This is a genomic window from Streptomyces sp. NPDC094448, assembly GCF_044763775.1.
Classification (GTDB): Bacteria; Actinomycetota; Actinomycetes; order Streptomycetales; family Streptomycetaceae; genus Streptomyces.
The window spans coordinates 17,987-31,888 of record NZ_JBIWGU010000012.1 but is presented as its reverse complement, the minus strand read 5'-3'; the positions used below and the strand labels follow the sequence as shown (position 1 = coordinate 31,888).

Annotated in this window: 4 protein-coding genes; 3 read left to right on the top strand and 1 reads right to left on the bottom strand. The window is 68.8% G+C overall.

Going from position 1 to position 13,902, the window contains the following annotated elements; genetic code table 11:
• The first annotated feature begins 522 nt into the window (after positions 1 to 522).
• Both ACIQ9E_RS23245 and ACIQ9E_RS23240 read left to right on the top strand, forming a co-directional pair.
• Positions 523 to 1,587 (top strand): methyltransferase, encoded by a 1,065-nt coding sequence (locus ACIQ9E_RS23245; protein ID WP_403709905.1) that lies wholly within the window; start codon positions 523 to 525, stop codon positions 1,585 to 1,587.
• A gap of 316 nt (positions 1,588 to 1,903) precedes the next feature.
• Complete coding sequence (locus ACIQ9E_RS23240; protein ID WP_403709903.1) at positions 1,904 to 2,290, top strand: hypothetical protein; 387 nt, start codon at positions 1,904 to 1,906, stop codon at positions 2,288 to 2,290.
• 540 nt (positions 2,291 to 2,830) lie between these two features.
• On the opposite strand, the gene ACIQ9E_RS23235 is transcribed toward ACIQ9E_RS23240, so the two are convergent.
• Complete coding sequence (locus tag ACIQ9E_RS23235) at positions 2,831 to 2,995, bottom strand: hypothetical protein (RefSeq protein WP_403709901.1); 165 nt, start codon at positions 2,993 to 2,995, stop codon at positions 2,831 to 2,833.
• 310 nt (positions 2,996 to 3,305) lie between these two features.
• Here ACIQ9E_RS23235 and ACIQ9E_RS23230 point away from each other — a divergent pair, with 310 nt between their 5' ends.
• Positions 3,306 to 13,901: a LamG-like jellyroll fold domain-containing protein gene (locus ACIQ9E_RS23230; protein WP_403709899.1), complete on the top strand. Its 10,596-nt coding sequence runs from the start codon at positions 3,306 to 3,308 to the stop codon at positions 13,899 to 13,901.
• The last annotated feature ends 1 nt before the right edge of the window (position 13,902 follow it).

The window sequence follows — 13,902 nt, the reverse complement described above, 5'->3', positions numbered from 1 at the left end:
CTCCCAGGTACGGCGCTGGTCGGACTCCCGGCGATGTACGTCCCCGAGAACACCACCCTGGTTTGCCATGCGCCGGGCCGCACAGGGCCACGGAGCGGTCCCGTGGGCCGCAGAACTCCGCCGAGAGACCCGGCAGTCGGCAGGGAGAGCAGTGCCTCCCGCTACTCCGCCGCCCACGGGACACCCCGCCCTCCCGCCCGGCGATGACCGGAGCCTGCCGGGAACCACGGCATGGGCGAACCCGGCCACATCCCCACCGCCCCCCGGCACTGCATACCGTCCCGCGGACCGGGCCGTGCCGCGCGCTCCACCGAACACACCCCCTTGTAACGCCGGCCCGGCGCCCGGACTGTCGGGGGCTCCGTATCCGGCCTCCGCGGACACCCGGGTCGAGCACGCCCCGGTCCGCGGAACGGATCCCCCGGTGGCGGGAACCGGACCCCCGCGGCACACAGCACTGCCATCCTGGCCCGGCGGCGGTGCCCACCGCCCCCTGAACACTGCTCCGGAGGAGGCAACCGGATGACCAACAGCACACGCCCGGCGGACGGGACGCCGGAAGAACGGCGGAGCAACGCCCTGATCGTGGCGCAGGCCCTGGAGTTCCTCTACCCGGCCGCACTGCGCGCCGCCGCGGCCGTCGGCGTCGCGGACCATCTCGCCGACGGCCCCCGCACCCCGGCCGAACTCGCGGCAGCCACCGGCACCGACGAGCAGAGCCTCCACCGGGTCCTGCGGCTGCTGGCCACCCGGGGCCTGTTCGAGCAGGACGGCACGGGACGCTTCGGCCTCACCGCGGACGGCGACATGCTGCGCACCGGGGCGCAGGTGTCCGCCCGCGCCGCGGTACTCATGCTCACGGATCCGACGATGTGGCGCCCCGCCGGCGAGATGACGCGATGCCTGACCGACGGCGGCTCAGCCTTCGACGCCATCTTCGGTACCGACTTCTTCACGTACTTCGCCCGGGACCCGCAGATCGCCGCCGTTTTCCACACCGGCATGGCGTCCATGTCGGACGCGGAGGACCGGCCCATCGCGCGGAGCTGGGACTTCCCCGAGGACGCCACCGTGGTCGACGTGGGCGGCGGTTACGGCGGTCTGCTGCGCCAGGTGCTGGCGACCGGGCCCGCACTGCGCGGTGTCCTCTACGACCAGGGCCATGTCCTGGTGGGCCACGGACTCGCGGACCCCGTGCCCGGCGGCGCCGACCCGGCCGGCCGCTGGCAGACCGCCGAGGGAGACTTCTTCCACTCGGTACCGGCCGGGGACGTTCTCCTGCTCAAGCGGATCCTGCACGACTGGGACGACCACCAGTGCGTGACTATCCTGAGCAACTGCCGTACCGCGCTGGCCCCGGGCGGCCGCGTCCTCGTCATCGACGCGGTGGTCCCGGAGGGCGACGCACCGCATCAGGGCAAGACACTGGACCTGATGATGATGGCGTCGCTGGTCGGCCGGGAGCGTACCGAGGCCGACTTCTCCCGCCTTTTCGCCGCGGCCGGACTCCGTCTCGACCGGGTGGTCCCCACCCCGGCGGTGCTGTCCGTCGTGGTGGCCACCGTCTCGGACACCGCAACCCCCTGACAGTCCGCCCGCCGGCCGGGTGCCGGCCGCCCGCAGCACTCCGTTCACACGGCGAGCAGGCCCCACGGCGCCGTCCTTGTCGGTCTACGCCTGCACCACACACGTCACTTCCGGCACATCGGGAGAGAACCCGGCGATCCGCCGCCTCCGAACTGCTTCAGGCTCGCGCCACCACTGACGGGAGGGTTCCGGGCCCTTCCCTCCATCGGCGGAGGGGGATCGTTCCTGCGTGCGGCGAACGAGCGACATCGCGGATGACGAGCGGGGGGCGGGGGCATGCCGGACCCATCTGACACACGGACGGATGGAGATCGACATGAAACGCATCAGGGTCCCCGCCCTGACGGCCGCCGCGCTGCTCACCGCCGGGGCGGGAGTGGCGGTCGCTCAGAGCGCCGGCTCCGGCGCACCGCCGCACGGGGACCGGGCCGCTTCGAAGGCCGCAGCCCCGTTTCAGCGCACCTTCGGTGACCTGGTGACGGTGCCCGCGGGACAGATCGGCAACGCAACCGTGACCTGTCCCGCGGGCACCGTCAGCACCGGCGGTGGAGGCGTCAACATTGGCCTCGTCGCCGGCGCCGACACCGGGCGGTCCTTCGTCATCGCCTCCTTCGGGGGCACTACGGGCTGGCAGGTGACCGTCCGGAACACCAATACCGTGCAGGAGGGCATCCGGGCCTTCGTGGTTTGCACGACCCCCTGACCGCAACGGCCGGTCATCTCCCATCAGCCAGGCGTATACGCAGCAACCCGTGCGTCCGCCGGGACGCTCACATGCACCGCTGTGAGGTCTGAATCCGCAGCACGGCCGCCAAGCCGGACCTGCCCTGCCCTGCCCGGCCGAGGCCCTGACCCAGTACGCACAGCGGGCCGACGAGGCCAGGAAGGACTCCTTCGACTTCATCGACCGGGTCCTGACCGAGGAACCGGCTGTCCGGGACGACCGGTGACGACAGGCATACCCGCGCGGCGGGAAGCGCAGCGCCGCACCGTGACCGCGGACTGCTGCGCCGTCGCCGCGTCCGGGCCGACGATGTGCAGGGACACCTCGAGGGACAGGGAGTGTCGGATCCTCTTGGAACCGGAGGCAACGAAAGGAAACAACCATCTCGCCGTCGTCGGTACCGATGACGGGCTCATTCCGTCACCACCGCGCCCGGCGGACCACCTCGGCTCACCGCGTGGAGAGCATCGTCGTCCGGCAACCGTCGGCTGACGAAGGTGGTGCCGCCGTCGGTGAAGATCAGGTTGCATTCCTGGCGAGGTAGGCCTTGGTGCCCGCGAGAGCCATGGTGGCGGTGAAGGCGACGAGGGCCGTGGCTCCGGCTCCCGGGGAGATGCTGCTCCCGACGAGGGCCTCGGTCATGGCCCGGTTGGTCTCCGACTGGGTGTCCGAGTCCGCCGCCATGGCCGCCCGGCCTGCGGCGAAAGGGCGGGCGCCCCCCTGGATGACGGTCGACCGGAATGCCCGGCGTTCGGAGGTCAACTGTCTTCGTGACAGGGGCCAGTGACGGTGCATCGACGTGTCACTCGCACCCCTGGGGCAGCGTCGATCCTCTTGCCCGGCCCGCCTCTTCGGGCCGGATCGGAGTCGCGTGTGAGCAGAGGGTTCCGTTCGCGGGAGTCTTGCGCACAAAAAGTGGGGGGTATATGAAGATTCTCTGAAGATCGAACTTTCGGGGGTTTGCGTGCGTGCCGCGCGTTCTTTTGCTGTGTCCATGACTCTGCTGCTGACCGTGCTGGTCGGCACCGAGCAGGGCGTCCTCGCTGCCGCATCGTGGTCGCCGGACGCCCCGAAGGCTGGGGCGGCGGACACGCCGGACCAGAAGTGGGGCTCGGCCGACGGACGCGGCCACAGCGCTCTGCCGGGCGCTACGGACGCCGCAGTGGCAGGCGGGCGCCCCGGCCACACCAAGGCACCCGGCGAACTCCCCCCGGAGCCGCCCGCCCCGCCACCCGGCGGCACCGGTCCGGCTACCCCGCCCAAGCCGACGCAGGGCACCCCGGTGACGATTCCGGTGGCTGCGGCCAAGGGATACTCGGCCTCGACGAGCCAGGAACAGGTCGCAGAACGGGACGAGCGGTCGCGCACGTACCGCAACACCGACGGCACGTTCACGACGCGGTTCTACACGGAGCCGGTCAATTTCCGTTCCGGCGACGGCTGGAAGGCGATCGACACGACCCTGGTACGTCCCCAGGGCGCGCGGACCATGTCGGCATCCGACGAGGGATGGGTGCCCCGCCAGACCGAAGAACCGATCCTGCTGGCCGAGTACGCCGATGCCGACCCCCTGGTCCGGCTTTCGGTGGAAGACACGATGTCCGTGGCCTACTCGCTGGAGGGAGCGAACCGGGCCCGCGGCGTCACCGACGGCAGCGTCATCACCTACCCCGAGGTACGCCCCGCCGCCGACCTGGAACTCATCGCGGGCAGCCAGTCCGTGAAGGAAACGATCGTCCTCAAGAACCGAACCGCGCAGACCCAGTGGCGTTTTCCCCTCACGCTCCAGGGACTGACCGCCCAGCTGGACGGACTGGGCGGCGTGGTCTTCACCGACGCGGCAGGCGTACGAAAGGCCTGGATCCCGCCCGGCTGGATGGAGGATTCCGACCACGCGGACAACTCGGCGCAGGGCAGTGTCTCCTCCGGAGTCACCTACAGCCTGACCGAAGAAGGCGGCCGCCAGATTCTGGTCGTGAGCCTCGACCAGGACTGGCTCCAGGCACCGGAACGCGTCTTCCCCGTCCGTGTCGACCCCTCGGTCACCCGGTTCGGGGCCTCATCGGGCACCTACGTCCAGCACCCGTACAACCAGAACTTCTCCACCGACACCGTCCTCAAGACGGGCACCTACGACGGTGGCGCCCACAAGGCGGCGGCCTTCCTCCGTTTCAACGGTGTGGAGACGACACTGAAGAACGCCTGGGTCCTCGGTACCAGCCTTGCCCTCTACAACACCTGGTCGTACTCCTGCACCGCCCGGCCGGTCACCGTTCATGCGGTGACGTCGAACTGGGCGGAGAACACCACGACCAAGTACCCCGGGCCCGCGACCGGTCCCTCCCTCGCTTCCAAGAGCTTTGCCCACGGCTGGCGGCCCGAAGGCGCAAGCAGCTGGAACTGCGGCCCCGCCTGGGAATCCATTCCCCTGGGAAGCGCCGGCCGCCAGCTCGTCGACGACTGGACGCACGGCCGGAAGAAGAACTACGGGCTCGCCGTGAAGGCGTCGACCACGGACTCCAAGGCATGGAAGCAGTTCGGATCCGACGACTACCCCAACGGCAAACCGAGCCTCGACATCACCTGGACGAAATACGGAGCCACCTACACGCTGGGACAGTTCACCCAGGCGGTGACCGGAGTAACCGAGGGCGCCATGCAGGTCACGGTCACCAACCGCGGCCAGCAGACCTGGCCGCGTAACGGCGCCGTCAAGCTCGGCTACAACCTCTTCAATGCCGCAGGACAGCCGATCACGGACGCGGCCAAACTGCGCTGGACGACGCTGCCCAGCGATGTCGCGCCGGGCGCGAGCGTGACACTGAGCGCGAAGGTCGCCCCTCTTCCCGCGGCGACGTACACCCTGCAGTGGACGATGGCGGACGGCGCCACCACCTTCACCGCGGAAGGCGTCCCGGGCCCCGCCGTGCGATTCTCCTCGGTCAACATCCCACCGCAGCTGACCGCAGCCGCTCCGCCCAGCGGGATGGTCGCGGACAGCCTGACGCCCCTGCTGTGGGCGAACGGCACCGACCAGGACCGCTACCCGAGCGCCCTGCAGTACCAGTTCGAGGTCTGCGAAGTCGCCGGCCGGGACACCCGCAAGAACTGCCGCCTGGGTCCGCGCAGCGCTTCCCAGCGGTGGACCGTGCCCAGTGGCTGGCTGAGCTGGGGCAAGACGTATGCCTGGTACGCCTACGCCTACGACGGCGCCGCCACATCGGCCCGCCCCGGCCCCTCACTGATCACGCCGGAGGTGCCGCAGCCCGGCATCACCAGCCACCTCGGCGCCTCTGATCCCGGCAGCGAGTTCGGTACCCGGGCGGGCAACTACACCACCGCGGCCACGGACGCCGCCATACCGACCGTGGGTCCCGACCTGGCGGTGACCCGTACCTACAACTCCCTCGACCCCCGCACGACCGGCATTTTCGGCGCGGGCTGGAGCACCCGCTGGGAAGTGACCCTGCAGGAGCAGAGCTATCCGTCGTCGTCCGTGCTGATCACCGCCGCCGACGGCTCGCAGACCCGCTACGGCCTGAACAGCGACGGCACCTACACCGGACCACCGGGATCGACCAGCCAGCTCTACCGCAAGATGGACGGCTGGGTGCTGCGCGAGCAGTCCGGCCTGACGTACGGCTTCGGCCATTCCCAGTTCCTCGGCGCGATCACCGACAGCGCAGGCCGCAGCCAGCGGCTGATCCGGGAGGCGGAGGACGGCGGCCGCATCATGAAGGTCCTGGACGTACTGTCCGGGCGGACCATCTCCCTCGGCTGGACCGGCGAACGCGTCACCTCAGTGACCACCAGCCCCGTCGACGCCCCCGACTCCAAGCTCACCTGGACCTACACCTACACCGGCGACCGGCTGACGAAGGTCTGCCCGCCCACCTCCGACACCGCCTGTACCAACTACACGTACGAGGACGGATCGCTGTACCGCGCGAGCGTCCTCGACTCCAACCCCCGCTCGTACTGGCGTCTCGGAGAAGAGGAAGGCTCCACCGCCCGCAGTGAGGCAGCATCCGCCACAGGGCTGAACGAAGCCACCTACCGCGATGTCGGCTTCGGAGCCACGCCCGCCGTGGCCGCCACCACGGACAAGGCCGCGACTTTCGACGGCACCGACTCGCATCTGGAACTCCCCGACGGCACCCTCAGCCCGGTGATGTCCGTCGAGGTGTGGTTCAAGACCACCCAGCCCGGAGTGATCGCGTCCCTGCAGGAAGCCGAGGCCACCGAGCAGCCCAGCCGCTACAGTCCCTTCCTCAACGTCGATGCCGCAGGCAAGCTCCGCGGCCAGTTCTTCACCTCCGAGTACGCCGGTAACCAGCCCATCATCTCGCCCCAGGCAGTCAACGACGGCCAATGGCACCACGCCGTACTGACCAGTGAAGGCACAAGGCAGACGCTCTATCTCGACGGCGAGATCGTCGGCAGCCTCACCGGAACCGTCCAGGTGCGGGAGAACCAGTACGCCTTCCTCGGCATGGGCTGGGGCAACCAGGGCTGGATGGGCGTGCCCGCAGGCGTACACCCCTTCAAGGGCAACCTCGACGACGTGGCCGTCTACAGCCATCCCCTGGATTTCGAACGGGTACGTGAGCACTACGCCGCGCGTACGGCGGTCGGCCGGATGACCCAGGTCACTCTTCCCTCCGGCCGCACTCATTCGACCGCCGTCTACGACTCGGGCACCGGCCGCCTGACCAGCAGCACCGACGAGGATGGTGGTGTCTGGAAGATCTCGGACGAGCAGTACGCCAACGGTTCCGCGGCCTACCAGGACGCCGTGATGCGCCAGGCACCCGCCGGTTACTGGCGGCTGGGCGAGCGCACCGGAAGCCAGGCCGTGAGCATCGCGGGCACCGGCATGGACGGCTCCTACGGCCGCAATGTCGGCCTCGGCGCACCCGGAGTCTTCGCCGACGGCGACAACAGCGCGGCCGACTTCGACGGCACCGGCGCCGTTGTGTCCGTCCCGACCGACCCCCTGGAGACCGCCGACGCCACCAGCCTGGAGCTCTGGTTCCGCACCGCGACCCCGGGAGGAGTGCTCTTCGGATTCCAGAACACGGAAGCGGGAAGCACCGCCACCTCCACCGTCCCGGCACTGCTGATCGACGGGGCCGGCAAACTCCGCGGCCAGCTCGACCGCAACCGCGCCGGAACCAGCATCGTCACCCCCTCCGCCGTCACCGACAACGAGTGGCATCATGTGGTCCTGACCGGGGGCTCGACCGGCCAGACCATGTACCTGGACGGAACCCGGGTGGGAACCCTCACCGGAGCAGTCCCGCCCATCACTCTGCCCCACGGATACCTGGGCGGTGGCTACACCACCACCGCCTGGAACGGAACTGCCGCCGGCACCCAGTACTTCCGCGGGCAGATCGACGAAGCCGCCTTCTACACCACAGCCCTCACCCCTGCAGCCGTCACCGACCACCACCGGGCCCGCACCGCGCTGGTGACCGGCGACGGCCCGCACTACCGCGGAGTCGTGGTCGGGGACGGACCGGCCGGATTCTGGCGGATGGACGAACCCGAGGGAGCCACCACCGCCATCAACGAGATGGCCGCACACGACGCCGACGGCACCCACACCAACGTCACCCTCGGTACCAGGGGGGTCTTCGGGCTCCAGGACGGCAGCGCCGCCCAGCTCTCCGGGACCGGCCAGACAGAGGTTCCGAGCGACCTGATCACCGCATCCACCGATGTCACCGTCGAACTCTGGTTCCGCACCACTACGCGAGGGGTACTGCTCGGGCTGCAGAACGCCGCCATCGGCAGCACCCCCACCGACTACCGTCCGGTACTGAACGTCGGCGCGGACGGCAAGCTGCGCGGACAGTTCTGGACCGCATCCCAGCCGAACGGTGCCACCCCGCTCACCTCCGCGGACACGGTCACCGACGACCAGTGGCACCACGCCGTCCTCACCGCATCCGGCACGACCCAGAGCCTCTACCTCGACGGTATCAAGGTCGGCAGCCTCGCCCGCGCGGCCCAGCACACCACCGGGGTACGCGCCTACCTGGGCGGCGGCTACGCCAACACCGCATGGATGGGCGTCACCACTCCGGGCACCTACCGCTTCACCGGACAGCTCGACGAATTCGCCGTCTACCAGCGCGGACTGACCCAGGACGAGGTCGAGAACCACTACGAGGCCCGCACCCGCAGCACGGCCTCCGGGCTGACTTCGGCCGTCACGGTCACCGACCCGGCCGGCCACCGGACCACCGCCGTCTACGACGCCCTCCGCGCCAAGCGCCTCCTCGCCACCACCGATGCGGAAGGCGGCGTGACCAGCTACGCCTACGACACCGGCGGCTTCCTCACCACGGTCACCGACCCCAACGGACACACGACCGTCACCGGGCACAACGAGCGCGGCAACACGATCTCCCAGACCACCTGCCGCGACACGAACTCCTGCTGGACCTCCTACATCGACTACTACAACAACCCGGCCGACCCCTTCGACCCGCGCAACGACCGGCCCACAGCCACCCGCGACGCACGCTCCAGCGGCCCGGCCGACAACCGCTACCGCACGGCCTTCGCCTACAACCTCCTCGGCCTGCCGACCACCACCACCCTGCCCGACGGTCGCAGCAGCAGCATCAGCTACACGGACGGAACCGAGCCCGCAGACGGCGGCGGTACCACCCCGGCCGGACTGCGCAAAACCGAAACCACAACCGGCGGGGCTATCACCGCATACGCCTACCGCGCCAACGGCGACCTGGCCCGCGTCACCACACCCTCCGGACTCGTCACCGAGTTCACCTACGACGGCCTCGGCCGCAAGACCACCGAGAAGCAGATATCCGACACCTTCCCCGCAGGCGTCACCACGGCCTACACCTACAACGCCCTCTCCCAGGTGACCTCCGAAACCGGAGCAGCCGTCCGCAACGAGATCACCGACACCACCCACACCACCCGGGTGACCCGCACCTACAACGACGACGGAGCCATCCTCACCGAGACCGCCTCCGACACCACCGGCGGCGACACCCCCCGCACCACCACCTACACCTACGACCCCTTCGGCCGCCAGAACAAGATCACCGACGCAGAGGGCAACACCACCACCCTCGTCCACGACAGCCTGGGACGGGTCGTACACGAGACAGACACCCTCGGCACCACCTACAGCCACACCTACACCCCACAGGGCTTCCCCGCCGAAACAACCCTGAAGGACTGGAAGGGCGCCCCGGACGGAACCGTGCGTGACCTGGTCGTCGCCTCCTATGCCTACGACCCGGCGGGCCGGCTCGCCTCCAGCACCGACGCCATGGGCGCGACCACCGCATACACCTACTTCAACGACGGACTCCCGGCCACCACGACAGCCCGTCAGGTCACCCAGTCCGACGGCACCCGCCGCGACATCGTCCTGGAGAGCAACACCTACGACGGCGCCGGCCACCTCACCCGTGAAGTCACCGGGGGAGGCGCGACGGTCGTCACCCAGACCGTGGACGCCACCGGACGCATCACCAAGAACACCCTCGACCCCACCGGGCTCAACCGCATCACCACGTTTGCCTACGACGCCGATGACCGGATCACCGAAGAAACCCGGAACATCGACACCAACCGCACCCTGACCGCGACCCTCGCATACGACACCGCCGGCAACCCCGTACGCGAGACCATCGGCGACGGTACGGGAACCCCGCGGACCACCACCGCCACCTACGACCGTCGCGGACTGCCGCTCACCACGGTCTCCCCGCGGGGCAACACCACAGGCGCCGACCCGGCGAACCACACCACCACCTTCCGCTACGACGCCCTCGGACGCCTCGTCGAAACCCAGGCACCGTCCGCCCCGGTCGAACAGAACGGTGGCACACCCACCACCACCAGGCCCGCCACCCTCACCGGCTACAACGCCCACGGCGACGCCACCGCCGTCCGTGACGCACGCGGCAACACCACCCGCACCGAAGTCGACCGCCTCTCCCGCCCCATCGCTGTCACCCTGCCCCCCTACACCCCGGCGGGTGCAGTCACCCCGATCACCTCCACCACCCGGACCTCCTACGACGCAGCCGGCCGGCCCGTCACGGTCACCGACCCGCTCGGCCGGATCACCCGCTACGCCTACGACCAGATCGGCCACCTCATCCAGGTGACCGACCCGGCCGTCACCGATCCGGTCACCACACTCAACGAACAGCGGTTTGCCTCGCCCCTCACCAACAGCGTCGACGGCGCGGGCGTCACCCGCTATACCTGGACGCCCACCGGGCTGGCCCTCTCCGCCACCGACCCCGTCGGCGTACGGACCGAAGCCACCTACGACGAACTGGGCCGCGAGCTGACCTCGACAACCGTGGAACGCCGTCCTACCCTGCAAAACCTCACCACCCGCAGCGTCTGGAACGACGCCGGTGACCTGACCGGCACCACCACCCCGGAAGGCCGCACCAGCACAGCTCTCTACAACACGGCCGGTGAGATCATCTCCGCCACCGACCCGCTCGGTGCGACCTCCCGAATCTCCTACGACGGCCTGGGCCGGCCCATCGAGTCCACCGACCCCACCAACCGCAGGAGCATCACCGAGTACGACGCCCTGGACAATGTCGTCAAGGCGACCGACTACGGCACCGGTACCACAGCACTGCGCTCCACGACCGCCGAGTTCGATGCCGACGGCAACCAGACGGCCGTCACCTCCGCGACAGGCGCCCGGACCAACTACACCTACGATGCCCTCGGCCGGGTCACCGGCCAGACGGAGACCGTCTCGGCAACCAAGAGCATCAGCATGTCCTTCGGCTACGACGCCGAAGGCAACCGCACCCGCATGACCGACGGCCGCGGCAACGCCACCGTCTACACCTACACTCCGTGGAATCTTCCGGAGTCCACCGTCGAACCGTCGACCGCTGCCCATCCCGCGGCCGCCGACCGCACCTGGAGCACCGTCTACGACGCAGCCGCCCAGAACATCGCCGAGCACCTGCCCGGCGGAGTCAAGCGCGAACGCACCTACGACGCCCTCGGCCGCGTCACCGCCGAGACCGGAACGGGATCCGAAGCACCGACAGCGGCCCGCACCTTCAGCTACGACGCGGCCGGAAGACTGACCGCCGCCGGAGGCGCAGGCGCCCTCGAACGCAACACCTTCACCTACAACGACCGCGGCCAACTGCTCACCAGCACCGGCCCCGCAGGCAACACCACCTACAGCTACGACCCCGACGGCACCATGGCCAGCCGCCGCACCGCCGCCGGCCTCGCCACCTACGGATACGACGGCGCGGGCCATCCCTGGTGGACCGACGACCCCGTCACCAAGAGCCAGATCTGGTACGACGTCGACCCGGCGGGCCGCCCCACAGCCGAGTGGTACGCCGTCCGAGCGGACAACACCACACCCTGGAACTCGACAGCCGTACGCAAGTTCACCTACGACTCCCTCGGCCGCCTCACCGGCGACCGCACCACCGACATCGCAGGCACCACCGAGACCGCTTCCACCACTTACGGATACGACCTCGACGACCGCGTCACCGCCAAGACCACCACCGGAACAACCGGAGCCTCGGCCAACACCTACGGCTACGACGACGCCGGCCGCATGACCTCCTGGACCAACGGCACCACCACAACCCCCTACGGCTGGGACGACTCCAGCAACCGGATCCAGGCCGGCACCAGCACCACCACCTACGACGAACGCAACCGCCCCCTCACCGACGGCACCACCACCTACACCCACACCCCCAGAGGAACCCTCTCCACCGCCACCCCCGCAGGGAACACCCCCCGCGCCCTGACCTTCGACGCCTTCGAACGCAAGACCAGCGACGGAACCACCACCTTCACCTACGACTCCCTCGACCGCGTCGCACAGCAGGGAGCGAACGCCTTCACCTACGACGGCGGCTCGAACAACCTCACCAGCGACGGAACGAACACCTACACCCGCACACTCTCCGGCGCCCTCCAGGCCATGACGGACGGCACCACCCCGCAGTGGGCGATCACCGACCGCCACACCGACCTCGTCGCCGGATTCTCACCCGACGGACTCACGGTCACCAGCTCCAGCGCCTACGACCCCTTCGGCCGCACCACAGCCGCCACCGGCCCCCGGACCTCCCTCGGCTACCAGTCAGGATGGACCGACCCCGGCTCCGGCGATGTGAACATGGCCTCCCGCTGGTACCAGCCCGGAACAGGCGCCTTCGCCTCCCGCGACACCTGGCTCCTCGACCCCAACCCCTCGGCCCAGGCCAACCGCTACACCTACGGCAACGCCGGCCCCCTCAACGGCATCGACCCCGACGGCCACAAACTCAAGCACCCCGGAAGCGGATGCAGCACCTGCGGAGGCGGCAGTTCCGCCACCGTATCCGCGAACAGCGGCCACTACGGAATGCTCACGCGAATCAAGAACGCGATCAAGGGAAAGCCCAAGAAGAAGCCCAAGTCCTCCAAAGGCGGTTCCGGACACTCCGTTACCAGCAACGCCCAGGCACGGAAGAACTCCGTGGAGATCGGCCGCCTCGACAGGGTGTCCAAGCGCGCCCCGGCCAAGCCCCGGGCCACGACCTCCAGCAGAGGCGGTGGCGGCCACGCATGGAAGACCACCCGCTCGCCCCACCGCGGCACTGCACAAACCAGCACCCAGAGCAGCGGCAGCCGCAGCTACAGCAGTGGCGGCGGCACAGCCACCCTGGTGCGCCCAACCGTCACCAAGCCACCAGCTCCACGAGTCCCCCAGAACCCGAACGCAGGCCCGCGCCCGACGCCCGCGCCCACTCAACCTCCGCCCACACCGACGGCACAGGCACCGTCGATCTGGGTTCCGAAGGAAGGCGTCCACGTCACGGCTTCGACTTGGGACCTAATCAAACTGGTGGCCCATGTTGTGTTTCATGCGCAAACGGCCTCGGGCTCGGACGGAGGACAGCAGGGCGACACGCAGCAAAACGGAGCCTCTGATTGCCGCGTCGGAGGCGCGAGCTGGGTGGACTATGGTGAGCTTGATTTCAGAAACGGAGCAAGGGCCACTTGGATGGATTCCTGCTTGGATTCTGATTATCTTGCCCGCAACAAGGGGACCTCGCCCGATAGAAGGCCGCCCGGCTATGTGTGGGCTATATCGAATGCCGCCCACCATTATGGCGGCGGTGGATTTAATCCGCGTTATTGGGTCAACTCCTGTCATCTTCTGGCCGCCCAGTTGGGTGGCAGTGGTCGCGAACTGAGGAATTTGACAGCCTGTGCCAGGTCGGCGAATCAGCATAGGCAAGATAAGCTGGATCCTGGGAACGACAAGAATATGTATGAATTCGAGGAGAAGGTGCGGATTGCGGTCGATGGTGGCCAGGTTGTAAGATACTCTGTTGTGCCGATATATAGCGGGCCAAGAGTGGTTCCGACCGGGTGGCAAATGACTGCAGTGGGCTACTCCGCGACCGGGGGTCGCGGGATAAATGAGGATGATTTTATCCCCAATGAAATGTATAGCAACAGGCTGGGGAGGCATGTGAACATTGGGACTGTTTATGATCCCCGTACGGGGGTGCCGATTCCTGTTGGCTAAC